A 16,442-nucleotide genomic window follows, 5' to 3' on the forward strand; every position below is an offset into this window, starting at 1 on the left:
GCGGGCGGCGGCGGTGGCCGAGGTGAACGGGCCCGGGGGCGGGCGGTTTCTCCACGGGTTTCTCGGCCGGCCGCGGCGTCGGCTCCTCCGGGGCGACCGCGAGCGCGAGCCGGTCACGACCGGCCTCCGCCACGACCTCGCCACGGCCTCCGGGAAGGGCCAGGAGGCGCGTGCGGGACGCCGGCACCGCGGGAGCGGGCACGATGGCCCGGCGGGCCGTACGGCGGGCAAGACGGGCGCGTACGTCCTGCTCGGCGAGAGTCTGGCAGCGGTCCAGGAGGGCGGCCGCCGTCGGATTGCCCCGCAGGGCGCGCAGGGCGGCGAGGTCGTCGGCCTCGGGCCGGTGGCCGGCGGCCAGCACCTCCTCCAGGAGCGCGAGGTATCCGGCGGCGGTGCCGGGGAGGGCGGCGCGGTACCGGACGAGGTCGGACACCAGGAAGGCCCGCAACCGGGCGGCCTCGCGCATCGCCTCGTCGAGGGATTCGGCGAGCCGATGGCAGTGTTGGACGTCCTCGGACGAGGCGGGGCCGGGGTGGAGGGCGAGGGCGAGGGCGCGACGGAGCACACGCAGCTCCTCCGCACCGAACGCCATGCCGCCGCGGGATCCGTATGGCGTGGGCATGCGGCGACGATACGCGCTAATCAGACAAATTCGACATAAGGAGTGGGTGTGGCGCGCCCGATTCCACGGACCGGCCCCACACCCACACCCTCACAATCCACCACTCAGGGGGCTCACATCCGCGAGACGTTCCGCTCGTACACCAGGCGCAGCCCGATCAGGGTCAGCCACGGCTCGTGCTCGTCGATCACCGAGGACTCGCCCAGCACCATCGGCGCCAGACCGCCCGTGGCGATCACCGTCACGTCGTCGGGGTCCTCCGACAGCTCCTTGGCCATCCGGCCCACCACGCCGTCGACCTGGCCGGCGAAGCCGTAGACGATGCCGGACTGCATCGCCTCGACCGTGTTCTTGCCGATCACGCTGCGGGGGCGGGCCACCTCGATCTTGCGCAGCTGCGCGGCCTTGACGCCCAGGGCCTCGACGGAGATCTCGATGCCGGGCGCGATGACGCCGCCGACGTACTCCCCGCGCGCGCTGATCGCATCGAACGTGGTCGCCGTGCCGAAGTCCACGACGATCGCCGGACCGCCGTACAGCTCGTTGGCGGCGACCGCGTTGATGATGCGGTCGGCGCCGACCTCCTTGGGGTTGTCGAAGAGGATCGGTACGCCCGTCTTCACGCCGGGCTCGACGAGCACCGCGGGGACGTCGCCGTAGTAGCGGCGGGTCACCTCGCGCAGCTCGTGCAGGACGGACGGGACGGTCGCGCAGATGGCGATGCCGTCGATGCCCTCGCCCAGCTCCACCCCGAGGAGGGGGTGCATACCCATCAGGCCCTGGAGGAGGACCGCCAGCTCGTCGGCCGTGCGGCGGGCGTCCGTCGAGATCCGCCAGTGCTCGACGATGTCCTCCCCGTCGAACAGGCCGAGCACGGTGTGCGTGTTGCCTACGTCGATCGTCAGCAGCATGGCCGGATCCCGCTCCCTACTCCGCAGCCCGCAGGTCCAGGCCGATGTCCAGGATCGGCGAGGAGTGGGTCAGGGCGCCCACGGCCAGGAAGTCGACCCCGGTGTCCGCGTACGCCTTCGCGTTGTCCAGGGTGAGCCGGCCGGAGGCCTCCAGGAGCGCGCGCCCGCCGACGATGCCCACGGCCTCCGCGCACTCCTCGGGCGTGAAGTTGTCCAGCAGGATCAGGTCGGCGCCGGCCTCGATGACCTCGCGCAGCTGGTGCAGGGTGTCGACCTCGACCTCGATCGGCACGTCCGGGAAGGCCTCCCGTACGGCCTGGAAGGCCTGGGCGACGCCGCCGGCGGCGACCACGTGGTTGTCCTTGACCAGGGCCGCGTCGGACAGCGACATCCGGTGGTTGACGCCGCCGCCGCAGCGCACGGCGAACTTCTCCAGGGCGCGCAGCCCCGGCGTGGTCTTGCGGGTGTCACGCACGCGTGCCTCGGTGCCCTCCAGGGCATCCGCCCACGCGCGCGTGGCCGTCGCGATGCCGGAGAGACGGCACATCAGGTTCAGTGCGCTGCGCTCGCCGGTGAGGAGGTCGCGCGTGCGCGTGGTGACCGACAGCAGCTTCTGCCCGGCCTCCACGCGGTCGCCGTCCTCGACATGGCGCTCGACCTCGAACTCGTCCGTGCAGACGACCGAGAGCACGGCCTCGGCGACCCTGAGGCCCGCCACCACGCCCGCCTCGCGCGCGGTGAAGTCGGCCGTGGCCACGGCCTCCTCGGGGATCGTCGCGACCGTCGTCACGTCCACGCCGTGGGCCAGGTCCTCCTGGATGGCCACGTTGGCGATGTCCTCGACCTCGACGGGGTCGAGCCCCGCGTCGGCCAGGAGCTGGGCGAGTGCGGGATCGAGCCCGCACTCCAGGTACTCCTCGTCGGCGGGGCCGGCGTCCGTGCCACAGGCACAGCCGTCGCCGCATCCGCCGCTCCGGACAAGGGGAAGGTCCTCGGGGGTGCTCACTTCTGTCACTGCTCCTGCTGCCGGCGGGTCGGGGGGAAGTCTGCGGTATCGGTGGTGTGCACGGCGAGGGTCCGGTCCGGATTCAGCCGTACGACGATGTGGCGGCGCCAGTCGGTGTCGTCGCGCTCGGCGCGGTCCTCGCGCCAGTGGCAGCCGCGGGTCTCCTCGCGCAGCCGGGCGGCGGCGACCAGGACGCGGGCCACGCACAGGAGGTTGGTGGCCTCCCAGGTGTCGACGCCGGGTTCGGCGGTCTTGCCGTTCTCGTCGAGGGCGTCGCGGGCCTCGGAGTGCAACCGCTGGAGCTGCTCGGCGGCCTTCTCCAGGGAGTCTGCGGAGCGCAGGACGCCCGCGCCCTCGGTCATGCTCCGCTGAATGGCGAACCGGGCCTCGGGGGCGAGGAGGGGGTGCGCGGGCGTCTCGGGGTGCTCGACGGGTGCGGGCACGCGCGCGGGGAGGCCGTCCGCCGACCGGCTCGCCGCGATGTCGGCGGAGATGCGCTCGGCGTAGACGAGGCCCTCCAGAAGGGAGTTGGAGGCGAGCCGGTTCGCGCCGTGCACGCCCGTGCAGGCGACCTCGCCGCAGGCGTACAGGCCCGGCACGGTGGTCCTGCCGTGGGAGTCGGCGCGCACGCCCCCGGAGGCGTAGTGGGCGGCCGGGGCGACCGGGACGGGCTCGGTGACCGGGTCGATGCCGTGCGCCCGGCAGGCGGCGAGGATCGTGGGGAAGCGGTGCTCCCACATCTCGGCGCCGAAGTGGCGGGCGTCGAGGTACATGTGCTCGGCGTCCAGCTCCTGCATGCGGCGCATGATGCCCTTGGCGACGATGTCGCGGGGCGCCAGCTCAGCCAGCTCGTGCTGGCCCATCATGAAGCGCACGCCGTCGCCGTCGACCAGGTGGGCGCCCTCGCCGCGGACCGCCTCGGAGACGAGAGGCTGCTGGCCCTCCGCGTCGGGGCCGAGGAACAGCACGGTCGGGTGGAACTGCACGAACTCCAGGTCGGAGACCTCCGCGCCCGCGCGCAGGGCGAGCGCCACGCCGTCGCCCGTCGACACGGACGGGTTGGTGGTCGCGGAGAAGACCTGGCCCATGCCGCCGGTGGCGAGGACCACCGCGGGCGCGTGCACGGCCCCCACGCCGTCGTGCTGGCCCTCCCCCATGACGTGCAGGGAGACACCGGCGGTGCGGCCGCCGGCGTCGGTGAGGAGGTCCAGGACGAGGGCGTTCTCGATGGTGCGCAGCCCGCGCGCGCGGACCGCCTCGACGAGGGCGCGGGAGATCTCCGCGCCGGTGGCGTCGCCGCCCGCGTGCGCGATGCGGCGGCGGTGGTGGCCGCCCTCGCGGGTCAGTTCCAGGCCGCCTTCCTCGGACTCGTCGAAGTGGGCGCCCGTCTCGATGAGCCGCCGTACGGCGTCGGGGCCCTCGGTGACCAGGAGGCGTACCGCGTCCTCGTCGCACAGGCCCGCGCCCGCCACCAGGGTGTCCTCCAGGTGCTGTTCGGGTGTGTCGCCCTCGCCGAGCGCGGCCGCGATGCCGCCCTGCGCCCAGCGCGTGGAGCCGTCGTCCAGGCGTGCCTTGGTGACGACGACGGTCGTCAGTCCGGCGGCCTCGCAGCGCAGGGCTGCGGTGAGGCCGGCCACCCCGGAGCCGACGACCACGACGTCCGCGGAGATGGACCACCCGGGCGCGGGCGCGTGCAGTCGTATGCCTGTGCTGGTCACGAGGCGGCTCCGAAGGTGAGGGGGAGGTTGTCGATCAGCCGGGTCGTGCCGACCCGGGCGGCGACGGCGAGGACGGCCTCGCCGGTGAAGTCGTCGTCGATGTCACCGAAGTCGGACGGGTCGACGAGGGCCAGGTAGTCCAGCTTCAGCGGCGGCTTCATGCGCGCGGCCTCGTCCAGGACCGTGCGGGCGGCGGCGCGGACTGCGGCCATGGAGCCGGGGGCGGCCTTGGCCACGGCGTGGGCGTCGGCGGCCGCGCGGGACTCACCGAGGGCACTGAGCGCCTCCGCGCGCGCGTGGGTGGCCGGCACCTCACGCGCGCGTGCCCTCAGCGCCTCCTGGGCGGCGTGCCGGTCGCGGCCCGCGAACAGCGCCTGGGACAGGGCGAGCGCGGTGCGCCGCTCGGCCGGCGACAGATAGCGGTTACGGCTGGACAGGGCCAGCCCGTCGTCCTCGCGCACGGTCGGTACGGCGACGATGTCGATGCCGAAGTTCAGGTCGCGCACCATGCGCCGGATCAGGGCGAGCTGCTGCGCGTCCTTCTGGCCGTACAGGGCGGCGTCGGGGCGGGTCAGGTGGAGCAGCTTGGCGACGACGGTGAGCATGCCGTCGAAGTGCCCGGGGCGCGAGGCACCCTCAAGGCGCTCCCCCATGGGGCCGGCGGTGACGCGGACCTGGGGCTCGCCGCCCGGGTAGACCTCCTCGACGGACGGGGCGAACACGACGTCCGCGCCGGCCTCTTCGGCGATCTTGACGTCGGCGTCCAGGGTGCGGGGGTAGCGGTCGAGGTCCTCGCCCGCGCCGAACTGGAGCGGATTGACGAAGACCGTGACGACGACCTCGCCCTGCGGTCCGGCGATCTCACGCGCGGTGCGGACGAGGGTGGCGTGTCCCGCGTGCAGGGCGCCCATCGTCATCACGACGGCGCGGCGGCCCGCGCGCGGGCGGGCGTGCAGCTCACCGGCGGTGCGCAGCAGGGTCGTGGTCATCGGACGTCTCCCTCGGCGCCGTCGGTGCCCTTGGCGAGTACCCCGAGGAGGTCCTCGGCGAGTTCCGGCTTGAGCAGGCCGCTGGCGAGGGCCCGGTCGGCCGTCGCGCGGGCCATCGCCAGATAGCCGTCGACGGTCCCCGGGGCGTGCCTGCGCAGCTCGGAGACGTGTGCGGCGACCGTGCCCGCGTCGCCGCGCGCGACGGGGCCGGTGAGCGCTGCGTCGCCGGAGCGCAGCGCGTTGTCCAGGGCGGCGCCCAGCAGGGGGCCGAGCATCCGGTCGGGGGCCTCGACGCCGGCCGCGCGCAGCAGTTCCAGGGACTGGGCGACCAGGGTGACCAGGTGGTTGGCACCGAGGGCGAGGGCTGCGTGGTAGAGCGGCCGGTTCTCCTCGGCGATCCATTCCGGTTCGCCGCCCATCTCGATGACGAGGGCTTCGGCGGCCAGCCGCAGTTCGTCGGGCGCGGTGACGCCGAAGGAGCATCCGGCCAGGCGCTGGACGTCCACCGCGGTGCCGGTGAAGGTCATCGCCGGGTGCAGGGCCAGGGGCAGGGCGCCCGCGCGCAGGGCGGGGTCCAGGACCCTCGCGCCGTACCGGCCGGAGGTGTGCACGAGCAGTTGGCCCGGACGGACCGCGGCGGTCTCGGCGAGGCCCTCGACGAGGCCGGGCAGGGCGTCGTCGGGGACCGTCAGCAGGACCAGGTCGGCGCGCGCCATGACCTCGGCGGGGGTGACGAGGGGGACGTCCGGCAGCATCGTCGCGGCGCGTCGGCGGGAGGCGTCGGAGACGCCGGAGACGGCGACCGGGCGGTGTCCGGCGAGCTGGAGGGAGGCGGCGAGCGCGGGGCCGACGCGACCGGCGCCGACGACGCCGACGGTCAGCCGCGCGGGGCGGTCCCTGGGGTCTGGCTGGTGGACTGTACTCACGCGACGGCGGCCTTCCCGTTCCAGTCCGCTCTGGGTACCGGACGATTTCTCGTCATGTTAACGCGATCGGTTACCGGGGGCTCCAGTTGTCCACAGGCTGTGGGTAACCGCACTCTTGCCCCGCCGCCGAAATCGGGTGTCCTGGTGGCCCGTGCGCGACATGATCCACGGCATGAGTGATACGGCGGACCGATCCGCGCGCGTGTACGAACAGGAGCCGTCCGAGCCTGCGTCGGAGGACGAGCGGCGCAGGCGCCGTTGGGAGCGGCGCAGGACGGCCTCCCGCAGCGCGCGGCGGGTGCTGGCCCGCTCCGGCCTCCACAGGACGATCAGCCAGCGGCTCGCCCTTCTGGAGGCCGCCGGCGAGGTGTACGACCTGGACGAGTCCGTCGACGTGTACGGCGACGGCGTCGTGGCCGCCCTGGAGGCCAAGGTCGCCCGGCTGCTCGGCAAGGAGGCCGCGGCCTTCTTCCCGACGGGCACCATGGCGCAGCAGGTCGCCCTGCGCTGCTGGGCAGGCCGCACCGGGAACGCCGCCGTGGCCCTGCATGCCGAGGCCCACCCGGAGGTGCACGAACGCGGGGCGTTCAGCCAGGTCAGCGGATTGCGCCCGGTCGTGTTGACCGCCGAGCCGCGGCAGCCCACCACGGAGGAGGTGCGTGACTGCGAGGAGCCGTTCGGGGCGCTGATGCTCGAACTGCCGCTCGTGGGCCCGGGACACCTGCTGCCGTCCTGGGAGGAGCTGACCGATCTCGTGGAGGCGGCGCGCGAGCGGGACGCGGTCGTGCATTTCGACGGCGCGCGCCTGTGGGAGTCCACGGTCCACTTCGGCCGCCCGCTGGACGAGATCGCCGCACTGGCGGACAGCGTCTACGTGTCGTTCTACAAGTCCCTCGACGGCTTCGGCGGCGCGGCGCTGGCCGGTCCGAGCACCCTGGTGGAGGAGGCGAAGGCCTGGCGCCACCGTTACGGCGGCACGGTCTTCCAGCAGTTCCCCACCGCGCTGTCGGCGCTGCTGGGTCTGGAGCGCGAACTGCCCCGTCTGCCTTCGTACGTGCGCCACGCGCGCGTGGTGGCCGCCGCGCTGGCCGGGGGACTGGCGGCGGCCGGAGTGCCGTGGTCACGCGTGCACCCGGAGGTCCCGCACACCAACGAGTTCCAGGTGTGGCTGCCCTACGACGCCGACACGGTCGCCGAGGCCGCTGTCCGTACGGCCGAGGAGACCGGGACCCTGCTCTTCGCGCGCGCCTGGGACGCGCCCGTGCCGGGCCTGGCCGTCACGGAGATCGACGTCCGCGCCCCCGGCCTGGAGTGGAGCGCCGAGGACGTGCGCACGGCGGTCGCCGACTTCATGGTCCGGCTGGAGGACGCCGGACGGGCCGGGGTGCGGGCCGACGGGTAGGCGACAGCCGGTCGGGGACGGCGTTGTCAGCGGTGGGGTGCACCATGAGGACATGAGCGTGCGCATCGACATCGCGGGGCTGCGGCCGGAGAGGGTCGCGATCGTGCCGTCCCCGCTGGCCGAGCTCGGCATGGCACTGCACGCGCTGTCCGAGCCGGGGCACCATCCGGGCCTCCAGGGTTGGGTCACCAGTGTCACCGCGCGCCTCGACTCGCATCTCGCCGACCGGATGTGCGAGGCCGACTTCCTGTGGCGGACGACGTTCTCCGACCTCTTCATGCCGTACGCCGGTATCCCGGGCCGCAGCACGCTCCCGTGCGGGACGCTCGCCGAGGAGCTGGACCTGCTCGACAAGCTGACCGACGAGCAGTTCGTGGACGCGGCCCTGGAGTTCACCTGTGTGATCAGCTACGGCTCCTACGAGCCGCTGGTCCTCACCGACGAGCGGGTGCGCCGTCGGGCCCTGGAGGTGGCCGCCTCGCGCGGTCCCCAGCAGGTGCGGTTCACCCAGCGGCTGCTCGACGACCCGCCCAGTGTGCGCGCGTGGCTGCGGCGCTTCCTGGAGGACTGCGACGAGGCGTTCTTCGCGGAGGTCTGGTCGCGGCTGAGCCACCAGCTCACGGCGGACGCCCGGCACAAGACGGAGCTGCTGCGGCACCGCGGGATGGCTGAGGCGCTGGCCGCGGTGTCCCCCGTCCTGAGCCTGGACGAGGAGGCCGGCCAGATCGAGGTCGACAAGCTCATCGAGGGCCGTACGGTCACCGCCGGCGGCGGGCTGCTCCTCGTGCCGACCAGCCTCGGCTGGCCTCATCTCAGCGTGCTGCACCGGAGTGGCTGGCAGCCCGTGCTGCACTACCCCGTCGGCTCCCCCGAGCTGGCCTCGCCGCCGTCGGTCGAGCAGCTCACTCTGCGGATGACGGCCCTGGCCAACCCCGTCCGGATGCGGATCTGCCGCCAGTTGGCGCGCAGCGCGTACACCACGAGCGAGCTGGCCCAGCTGCACGGCATGACGGCTCCCGGGATATCCCGGCATCTGGCCGTCCTGAAGAAGGCGGGGCTGCTGACCACCCGCCGGCGCGGCCGGTATGTGCTGCATCAGCTCGACGTGACGCGGGTGGCCCGGCTGGGCAGCGACTTCCTGGAGGGGATCCTCAGGTAGGGCGGGCGGCGCGTACGGCCTCATGCGAGACCGGCGGCCGTCAGCCCGTGGAGGAGTCGCCGGTGCTCGCCCTACGCTTCGCCGCGCGGTTCCTGGCCCGGCGTCGCCGCCGTCGGTCGGCGAGTTCGCCCGCGGCGATCGAGAAGACAGCGACGAAGGCACACATCAGGAGGCTCGTCCGGTCGCCCGTGAGCCTGCCCACGAGCCAGAAACCGAGCGTCGCCACGGCCCACCCCACGGCCCACCTCACGAGCGCGGCCGCCCGTCCCGGAAACAGCTTCTTGGCGTCACCGTAAGCCCTGCGGGTCTCGCGCCATGGGGCCGACGATCATCGTCGGAGCCCGGCCCTCAGTCGAACCTGATGTGTTGCAGGCCGACCCTCGCCTGGCGCAGTCGCGTGCGCAGTGCCCCCTCGGTGTTCGGCGTCAGGGTCAGCCCGGCCAGGACGGCGATGCGGTCGGCCGTCTTCGGCACGCTCGTGCGGTCCGTCCACAGGTGCTCGGCGAACTCGGGTTCACGCAGCCGTTCCAGACAGTGGTCGAGCTGTCGGACGGCCCAACTGTCCCTGCGCGGCACCGCCTTCTTCCCGCCGGCGAACCGGAGAAGGCGCCCGAGACCCCGCTCGCGCAGCCGCTGCAGCACGGTCTCCCGCTGGGCGAGCAGCGTGAAGTGCCGTACGTCGTGGCCCATTTCGCCCAGCCTGCCGACGGTCTCGGCGAAGCAGCGCGGGTCGGTCACCGTCATGGGGGCGATCACCACGCCGCCGTGCTCGCGGAGCGCCAGATCGAGAACCTCCACGACCCCCTGCCGCCAGGACACCAGGTCCTGGAAGTCGCCTCGCAGGTCCGGCGGCAGCATGCGGCGCAGACCGAAACCGACGTGTTCGGGGTCGCAGACGACGCTGCCCGGCAGGCGGCGCCGGATCTCGTGTGCGGTCTGTGTCTTGCCGCCCCCGAAGGGACCGTTGATCCACAGGAGCATGCGCCGACCCTAGTGGCCGACGGGCGCGCACGGGGCGCGTTCGGCGGTGATCCGTACGCCGCCCGTACGTGCGTACCTCCGCGCGTCCCCGCGCCCGTGCCCACCCGGCGCCGCCCTCAGCCGTGGCCCCCCGCCCGCACCACACCCGTCTCGTACGCCAGGACCACCACCTGCACCCGGTCCCGCAGCCCCAGCTTCGTCAGGATGCGGCCCACGTGGGTCTTGACCGTGGCCTCGGACAGCACCAGCCGGGCCGCGATCTCCCCGTTGGAGAGCCCCTGGGCGACCAGGACCATGACCTCGCGTTCCCGCCCGGTGAGCCGCTCCAGCTCCTTGTGCTGAGGCTCCTTGCCCGCGCTGGGCAGCATGGGCGCGAAGCGGTCGAGGAGGCGTCGGGTGGTGGAGGGCGCGACCACCGCGTCGCCGCTGTGCACGGAGCGGATCGCGGTGAGCAGCTCGCCCGGCGGCACGTCCTTCAGCATGAAGCCGGAGGCGCCCGCCTTCAGCCCGGAGAAGGCGTACTCGTCGAGGTCGAAGGTGGTCAGGATCAGCACCTTCGGCGGGTTGGGGTCGGCGCAGATGCGCCGGGTGGCCTCGACCCCGTCCAGTTTCGGCATGCGCACGTCCATCAGCACCACGTCGACCGCGGTGGAACGCACCACCTGGAGGGCCTCCACGCCGTCGCCCGCCTCGGCCACGACCTCCATGTCCGGCTGGGCGGCGAGCACCATCCGGAACCCGGTGCGCAGCAGCATCTGGTCGTCGACGAGCATCACGCGGATCGTCATCGAGTCCTCTTCCATGGGGTTGTGACAAGTGTCAACGAAGGGCGTGCGTCGGCGTCAATGCGCCGGTTTGAGCGGGAGAAGCGCGCTGATGCGGAATCCTCCGCCGGGACGCGGGCCCGCGTCCAGCGTGCCGCCGACCATGCCGATCCGCTCCCGCATCCCGATCAGGCCGTGGCCGCCGCCGTCGGCACCGCCCTCCTCGTACAGCTCGTGCGGGGCGCCCTTGCCGTCGTCCTCGACCAGCAGACCGAGACCGTCGTCGAAGTAGACCAGGCGCACGCTGGCGCCCGCGTTCGGTCCCCCGTGCTTGCGCGTGTTGGTGAGCGCCTCCTGCACGATCCGGTACGCCGTCAGCTCGACGCCGCTCGGCAGGGGCCGCGGGGTGCCCTCGACCTTGAAGTCCACGGGCAGTCCGGAACCGCGGCACTGCTGGACGAGGTCCTCGATCTGCTCGACGTCCGGCTGCGGGACGTACTCCCCGCCCTCCTCGTGCTCGCCGGTGCGCAGCACGCCCAGCAGGCGGCGCATCTCGGCGAGGGCCTGGCGGCCGGTGGAGGAGATCGTCTCCAGTGCCTTCTTCGCCTGGTCGGGCGCCGCGTCGAGGACGTAGGCGGCGCCGTCGGCCTGCACCACCATCACCGACACGTTGTGCGCGACGACGTCGTGCAGCTCGCGCGCGATCCGGGCGCGCTCGGCGGCGACCGCGACCTTCGCCTGCGCCTCGCGCTCCTTCTCGAGGCGCGCCGCGCGCTCCTCCAGCTGGGCGAAGTACGCCCGCCGAGTGCGTACGGAGTCGCCGAGCACCCAGGCGAGCGCGAACGGAACCGTCTGGAAGACGACTATGGCCACGTTGCCCGCCACGCCCGTCTGCTCGTTCTGCCAGCGCAGCTGTGCCAGGGTCGCGGCGACCAGGCCCATGCCCAGCGCGAGCCTCGACGCCCATCGGGCGCCCGTCGCGGCGACCGTGTAGACGATCACCAGCAGCGCGAAGTCGGCGGCCATCGTCGCGACGTCCAGCACGAGCTGGGCGAGGCCGAGCGCACCGGCCAGCAGCAGCATCCGCTCCGGCATGCGCCGTCGCAGCGCCACCACCAGGCCCAGCAGAAGCGCGATCGGTACGAGCAGCGCCAGGTTGTCGGTTCCCTCCTGGCTCTCGCCGGCGGTGGTTCCGGCGACCACAGAGATCCCGAAGAGGACGAGGGCCCAGAAGCCGTCGACCAGGGTCGGGTGTCTGCGGAGGAAGTCGTAGAGGCGCTGCACGTAACCCAGCGTAGGGAAGACAGATGCGTGCAGGGGTCAACCGGAGGACCGATCCGGGCCCGGCGCGCGTACTCCGCAAGGTGGAGACAGTGATCACCTGTACGCCTAGTCTGACCCGGTGACGGAGACGATCCGGAGGTCGGGACGGTGACGGACGCCGGCGGATGGCTCGGCTGGCGGGCGGCGGCCGAGGCCGCCCTGTACGGCCCGGACGGCTTCTACCTGCGCCCCGAGGGTCCGGCCGGGCACTTCCGTACGTCCGTGCACGCCTCCCCGCTCTTCGCCGCGGCCGTGGCCCGGCTGCTGTGCCGGGTCGACGAGGCCCTCGGCCGGCCCTCGGCGCTGGACTTCGTCGACATGGCGGCCGGTCGCGGCGAACTGGTCACCCACGTGCTCGCCGCACTCCCGGCCGACGTGGCCGCCCGCACGCGCGCGTACGGCGTCGAGGTCGCCGCCCGCCCGGCCGGCCTCGCCCCCGCCATCACCTGGCTGCGCGAACCTCCACCGCAGGTCACGGGGCTGCTGTTCGCCAACGAGTGGCTCGACAACGTGCCGGTGGAGGTCGCCGAGGTCGACTCCGCGGGCGTGCCCCGGCTGGTCCTCGTCCGCGACGACGGGGCCGAGCGGCTCGGCGATCCTGTGTCCGGGGCGGAGGCCGAGTGGCTCGCGCGGTGGTGGCCGCTGCCGGGCGTGGAGGGTCTGCGGGCCGAGATCGGACTGCCCAGGGACCGCGCCTGGACCACCGCCGTCTCCCATGTCGCGCAAGGGCTCGCGGTGGCCGTGGACTACGCGCACACGGCGGAGGCGCGCCCTCCGTTCGGCACGCTCACCGGCTTCCGGGAGGGCCGCGAGACCTCACCGGTCCCGGACGGCAACTGCGACATCACGGCACATGTGGCACTCGATGCGTGTGCGGAGGCGTGCACCCCGGCGCACACGCCCCAGCGCCCGCTCCTCCTCCGGCAACGCGCCGCCCTGCGCGCCCTGGGCCTGGCCGGAACCCGCCCTCCGCTCGCCCTCGCCTCCACGGACCCCGCCGCGTACGTGCGTGCCCTCGCGGGCGCCGGGGAGGTGGCCGAACTCACCGCAGCGGGCGGGCTCGGCGACTTCGGATGGCTTCTGCGTCCGGTGGGCATCCCGCACCCGCTAGGAACGGACCTCACGGCCTCCGAGTGACCCGCTGAGCGACCCGCCCGGCCGCCCGGCCGCCCGGCCGCCCGGCCGCTCGGCCTGGTTGCCGATGTCCTACTTGTCGATGTCCCCGACCACGAAGAACAGCGACCCCAGGATCGCCACCATGTCCGCGACCAGCGTGCCCGGCAGCAGCTCGGCGAGCGCCTGGATGTTGTTGTACGAGGCCGAGCGCAGTTTCAGCCGGTACGGCGTCTTCTCGCCCTTGCTGACGAGGTAGTAGCCGTTGATGCCGAGGGGGTTCTCGGTCCACGCGTACGTGTGCCCCTCGGGCGCCTTGAGGACCTTCGGGAGCCGCTGGTTGATCGGGCCGGGCGGCAGGTCCCCGAGGCGGTCCAGACAGGCGTCCGCGAGGTCCAGCGCGTTGTGCGTCTGCTCCAGGAGGCACTCGAAGCGCGCCAGGCAGTCCCCTTCGGTCCGGCCCACCACCTTCAGGGTGTCCCGCAACTCGCCGTACGCGAGATAGGGCTCGTCGCGGCGCAGGTCGAAGTCGACACCCGAGGCTCGCGCGATCGGCCCGCTCACGCCGTACGCGTGCACGGCCGCCGGCGTGAGGATGCCCACGCCGCGTGTGCGGCCCCGGAAGATCTCGTTGCCGAGCACGAGGTCGTCGAAGACGTCCATGCGCGAACGCACGGCGGCGACCGCGTCGCGCGCGCGGGACGCCCAGCCGGCCGGCAGGTCCTCCTTGAGGCCGCCGACACGGTTGAACATGTAGTGCATGCGCCCGCCGGAGACCTCCTCCATGACGTTCTGGAGGACCTCGCGCTCGCGGAAGGCGTAGAAGACCGGCGTGATCCCGCCCAGTTCCAGCGGATACGACCCCAGGAACATCAGATGGTTGAGCACCCGGTTCAGCTCGGCGAGGAGCGTCCGTGTCCACACCGCGCGCGGGGGCACCTCCATGCCGAGCATCCGCTCCACGGCGAGGACCACGCCCAGCTCGTTGGAGAAGGCGGAAAGCCAGTCGTGGCGGTTGGCCAGCACGATGATCTGGCGGTAGTCGCGGGCCTCGAACAGCTTCTCCGCGCCGCGGTGCATATAGCCGATCACCGGCTCCGCCTGCCGGATGCGCTCGCCGTCCAGCACCAGCCTGAGCCGCAGCACGCCATGGGTGGAGGGGTGCTGGGGGCCGATGTTGAGCACCATGTCGGTGCTCTCCGCGGCGCCGCCGATGCCGACCGTGGTCTCCGTCGTAGGAGTCATGGACCCAGTCTCTCCTACGTACGCTGGCGGTATGGAAACGGGGAGCGTGGCAGACGCGGGGACGACGCCGGAGGCCGGGCCTCGGTGGACCGGGCTGCCGCCGGGGCTGCTGCGCATGCGTCGGCTGTTGCTCGTGGTGTGGCTGGGGACGGCTGCCGTGGCCGTCGGAGTGCTGCTCGGCCTGTTCGCCGGCCCCGCGTGGGCCTTGTTCGCCCTGCTGCCTCTGGCGGGGGTCGTCTGGGGCTGGGTCGGACTCGGCCGCAACTGGCTCTCCTGGCGGTACGCCGAGCGCGCGGACGACCTGCTCATCAGCCGGGGCGTGCTGTGGCGCGAGGAGACGGTCGTACCGTACGGACGGATGCAGCTCGTGGAGGTGACCTCCGGTCCGGTGGAGCGGCACTTCGGGCTGGCCAGCGTGCAGCTGCACACCGCGGCCGCGGCGACCGACGCGACGATCCCCGGTCTGGACCCGGCCGAGGCGGAACGGCTGCGGGACCGGCTGACCGCGCTGGGCCAGGCCCGATCGGCGGGGCTGTGACGGCGCCGGGCGTCGACGAGGGCGTACGGCCGAAGCGGGTGGTGGTCGAGCGGCGGCTGCATCCCGTGACGCCGTTCAGGCGGGCGTGGGCGCCCGTCGCCGTGGTCGTCGGATGGGCGGCGCACGATCCGAACCAGGCCCAGGAACAGCTGACCCGGCTGACCACGACGGCCTTGCTGATCGTGCTCGCGGTGGTGGTGTCCGCGGCCTCCCTCTACGGGTTCCTGTCCTGGTGGTTCACCCACTTCGCCGTGACGGACAGCGAACTGCGCATCCGCACCGGCCTGTTGTTCCGGCGCACCGCGCACATCCGGCTCCAACGCCTCCAGGCGGTCGACATCACCCAACCGCTGCTCGCGCGGATCGCGGGCGTGGCGAAGCTGCGCCTCGACGTCGTCGGCGCCGCCAAGAAGGACGAGCTGGCCTTCCTGAGCGAGTCCGAGGCACGCGCCCTGCGCGCCGAACTGCTCGCGCGCGCGGCCGGCTTCGCGCCCGAGACGGCACACGAGGTGGGCGAGGCACCCGCGCGCGAGCTGCTGCGCGTGCCTCCGCGCGAACTCGCGGTCGCCCTGATCCTGACCGGCGCCACCTGGGGCGCGCTCGCCGCCGCCCTCGTCGTGCCGCCCTTGCTGTGGCTCGCCACGCACAGCGTGTGGACGGTCCTCGCCACCGGCGTGCCGCTGCTGGGCGCGGCGGGCGCGAGCAGTGCGGGACGGTTCGTCGGCGAGTACGACTGGACGGTCGGCGAGTCGCCGGACGGGCTGCGGATCGACCACGGCCTCCTCGACCGTACGCACGAGACGGTGCCGCCCGGCCGGGTGCAGACCGTCCGCATCGTCGAACCGCTGCTGTGGCGCCGGCGTGGGTGGGTGCGGGTCGAGCTGGACGTCGCCGGTTCGGCCAACTCGGTACTCGTACCGGTCGCCCCGCGCGCGGTGGCCGAGGCCGTCATCGCGCGCGTGCTGCCCGGCGCCGAGGTACCGGCGACGGCCGCCCTGTCCCGGCCGCCGCGCCGGGCCGGGCGGTGCCTCCCCCTGTGGTGGCGGGGATACGGCATCGCCGTCACGGACACGGTGTTCGTCGCCCGGCACGGACTGCTGCGGCGCAGCGTGGCGCTCGTGCCGCACGCCAAGGTGCAGAGCGTGCGCCTGACCCAGGGGCCTTGGAAGCGGCTGTGGCGCCTCGCCGACGTCCATGTGGACACGGGGGCCGGCAAGACCGTGACAGCGCGTCTGCGGGACGCACAGGAGGCCGCGGAGCTGCTGCGCGCCCAGGCTGAGCGGTCCCGCACCGGGCGGCGCGACGCGCGGTCGGACCAGTGGATGGCGTGACCGCGGAACGCACCACGGCCCGCCTCGCCGCAGGGGCGCGGCGGGCCGCGGTGTTCCGGCGGGCCGCTCAGGAGACGGCGCTGCGCAGTCCCTGGACGTCGATCTGCTCGGTCTCGTCGTGCGCGGTCAGGTCGATGACCTGTCCGACGGCGTGCTCGTGCTCGCGGGCCGGTTCGAACTCCGCCTCGGCCTCGGCCTTGTGCAGCGCGAGCGCCTCCTCGCCGACGACATCGGCGAGATCCTCGTTCTGCACGGCCTCCAGCGCGGCGGAGGCCGACGCCTTCTCCGCTCCGAAGAAGTCGAAACCGCCCTCGGCCGTGGGACGCCGCACCGGCTGCGTGGCCGGTACGACGGCGACGGCGGTCGGCACCGTGAAGTGGCCGGAGGGCCGCTGGGCGGAAGTGGGGGCGGGGG

The 16,442-nt window shown here is 73.4% G+C and carries 16 protein-coding genes and 1 pseudogene; 5 read left to right on the forward strand and 12 right to left on the reverse strand.

Annotated elements, in window-relative coordinates; translation table 11 throughout:
- From P1P75_RS30320 to P1P75_RS30345, 6 genes are all read right to left on the reverse strand, one after another.
- A partial coding sequence (locus tag P1P75_RS30320; protein ID WP_319261467.1) for a hypothetical protein occupies positions 1-592 on the reverse strand: 592 nt, incomplete at its 3' end.
- Positions 593-735: 143 nt separating this feature from the next.
- Complete coding sequence (locus P1P75_RS30325) at positions 736-1,533, reverse strand: type III pantothenate kinase (RefSeq protein ID WP_086772908.1); 798 nt, start codon at positions 1,531-1,533, stop codon at positions 736-738.
- Between the two features lie 16 nt (positions 1,534-1,549).
- Entirely contained in the window at positions 1,550-2,539 is a 990-nt protein-coding gene (nadC, locus tag P1P75_RS30330) for a carboxylating nicotinate-nucleotide diphosphorylase (protein WP_319261432.1), read from the reverse strand.
- Between the two features lie 5 nt (positions 2,540-2,544).
- The gene (locus P1P75_RS30335; protein ID WP_319261435.1) at positions 2,545-4,257 is read right to left on the reverse strand and encodes an L-aspartate oxidase; all 1,713 of its coding nucleotides are present in this window, start codon (positions 4,255-4,257) and stop codon (positions 2,545-2,547) included.
- Entirely contained in the window at positions 4,254-5,246 is a 993-nt protein-coding gene (gene panC / locus P1P75_RS30340) for a pantoate--beta-alanine ligase (protein ID WP_319261438.1), read from the reverse strand. Before panC ends, P1P75_RS30335 begins: the two co-directional genes overlap by 4 nt.
- Positions 5,243-6,172, reverse strand: a complete 930-nt coding sequence (locus P1P75_RS30345) for a DUF2520 domain-containing protein (RefSeq protein WP_319261441.1) — start codon at positions 6,170-6,172, stop codon at positions 5,243-5,245. The genes panC and P1P75_RS30345 overlap by 4 nt, the downstream gene beginning before the upstream one ends.
- A gap of 172 nt (positions 6,173-6,344) precedes the next feature.
- Between P1P75_RS30345 and P1P75_RS30350 the strand changes: the two genes are divergently transcribed.
- Together P1P75_RS30350 and P1P75_RS30355 are read left to right on the forward strand one after the other, a co-directional pair.
- Positions 6,345-7,574, forward strand: a complete 1,230-nt coding sequence (locus tag P1P75_RS30350) for a beta-eliminating lyase-related protein (RefSeq protein ID WP_319261444.1) — start codon at positions 6,345-6,347, stop codon at positions 7,572-7,574.
- 52 nt (positions 7,575-7,626) lie between these two features.
- Positions 7,627-8,733 (forward strand): DUF5937 family protein, encoded by a 1,107-nt coding sequence (locus P1P75_RS30355; protein ID WP_319261446.1) that lies wholly within the window; start codon positions 7,627-7,629, stop codon positions 8,731-8,733.
- Positions 8,734-8,773: 40 nt separating this feature from the next.
- Here P1P75_RS30355 and P1P75_RS30360 read toward each other — a convergent pair whose 3' ends face one another.
- The 4 genes from P1P75_RS30360 to P1P75_RS30375 form a co-directional block, all read right to left on the reverse strand.
- Positions 8,774-8,959 (reverse strand): hypothetical protein, encoded by a 186-nt coding sequence (locus P1P75_RS30360; RefSeq protein ID WP_319261449.1) that lies wholly within the window; start codon positions 8,957-8,959, stop codon positions 8,774-8,776.
- 122 nt (positions 8,960-9,081) lie between these two features.
- Positions 9,082-9,714 (reverse strand): AAA family ATPase, encoded by a 633-nt coding sequence (locus P1P75_RS30365; RefSeq protein WP_319261451.1) that lies wholly within the window; start codon positions 9,712-9,714, stop codon positions 9,082-9,084.
- Between the two features lie 116 nt (positions 9,715-9,830).
- Positions 9,831-10,502: a response regulator transcription factor gene (locus P1P75_RS30370; protein WP_086771323.1), complete on the reverse strand. Its 672-nt coding sequence runs from the start codon at positions 10,500-10,502 to the stop codon at positions 9,831-9,833.
- Positions 10,503-10,556: 54 nt separating this feature from the next.
- The gene (locus tag P1P75_RS30375) at positions 10,557-11,762 is read right to left on the reverse strand and encodes a sensor histidine kinase (RefSeq protein ID WP_319261453.1); all 1,206 of its coding nucleotides are present in this window, start codon (positions 11,760-11,762) and stop codon (positions 10,557-10,559) included.
- A gap of 147 nt (positions 11,763-11,909) precedes the next feature.
- Between P1P75_RS30375 and P1P75_RS30380 the strand changes: the two genes are divergently transcribed.
- A complete protein-coding gene (locus tag P1P75_RS30380; protein ID WP_319261456.1) occupies positions 11,910-12,938 on the forward strand; it encodes an SAM-dependent methyltransferase in 1,029 nt (342 codons plus the stop codon).
- Positions 12,939-13,007: 69 nt separating this feature from the next.
- Here the strand turns inward: P1P75_RS30380 and P1P75_RS30385 are convergent, their stop codons facing one another.
- On the reverse strand, positions 13,008-14,159 hold the full coding sequence (locus P1P75_RS30385) for an NADH-quinone oxidoreductase subunit D (protein WP_319261458.1): 1,152 nt from the start codon (positions 14,157-14,159) through the stop codon (positions 13,008-13,010).
- 31 nt (positions 14,160-14,190) lie between these two features.
- Between P1P75_RS30385 and P1P75_RS30390 the strand changes: the two genes are divergently transcribed.
- Together P1P75_RS30390 and P1P75_RS30395 are read left to right on the forward strand one after the other, a co-directional pair.
- Positions 14,191-14,697 carry a PH domain-containing protein gene (locus P1P75_RS30390; protein WP_319261461.1) on the forward strand — a complete coding sequence of 169 codons (507 nt, stop codon included), beginning with the start codon at positions 14,191-14,193 and terminating at the stop codon, positions 14,695-14,697.
- Positions 14,694-16,028, forward strand: a complete 1,335-nt coding sequence (locus P1P75_RS30395) for a PH domain-containing protein (RefSeq protein WP_319261464.1) — start codon at positions 14,694-14,696, stop codon at positions 16,026-16,028. The genes P1P75_RS30390 and P1P75_RS30395 overlap by 4 nt, the downstream gene beginning before the upstream one ends.
- A gap of 67 nt (positions 16,029-16,095) precedes the next feature.
- Here P1P75_RS30395 and P1P75_RS30400 read toward each other — a convergent pair.
- Positions 16,096-16,442: pseudogene (locus P1P75_RS30400) on the reverse strand (hypothetical protein); the annotation flags it as partial.

This window comes from Streptomyces sp. ID05-39B (assembly GCF_033794725.1).
Classification (GTDB): Bacteria; Actinomycetota; Actinomycetes; order Streptomycetales; family Streptomycetaceae; genus Streptomyces; species Streptomyces bobili.

Coding starts and splice junctions, on each gene's coding strand:
- P1P75_RS30325 (WP_086772908.1), bottom strand. CDS start 1,533: ATGCTGCTGACGATCGACGTAGGCAACACGCACACCGTGCTCGGCCTG.
- panC (WP_319261438.1), bottom strand. CDS start 5,246: ATGACCACGACCCTGCTGCGCACCGCCGGTGAGCTGCACGCCCGCCCG.
- P1P75_RS30350 (WP_319261444.1), top strand. CDS start 6,345: ATGAGTGATACGGCGGACCGATCCGCGCGCGTGTACGAACAGGAGCCG.
- P1P75_RS30355 (WP_319261446.1), top strand. CDS start 7,627: ATGAGCGTGCGCATCGACATCGCGGGGCTGCGGCCGGAGAGGGTCGCG.
- P1P75_RS30365 (WP_319261451.1), bottom strand. CDS start 9,714: ATGCTCCTGTGGATCAACGGTCCCTTCGGGGGCGGCAAGACACAGACC.
- P1P75_RS30370 (WP_086771323.1), bottom strand. CDS start 10,502: ATGACGATCCGCGTGATGCTCGTCGACGACCAGATGCTGCTGCGCACC.
- P1P75_RS30385 (WP_319261458.1), bottom strand. CDS start 14,159: ATGACTCCTACGACGGAGACCACGGTCGGCATCGGCGGCGCCGCGGAG.
- P1P75_RS30390 (WP_319261461.1), top strand. CDS start 14,191: ATGGAAACGGGGAGCGTGGCAGACGCGGGGACGACGCCGGAGGCCGGG.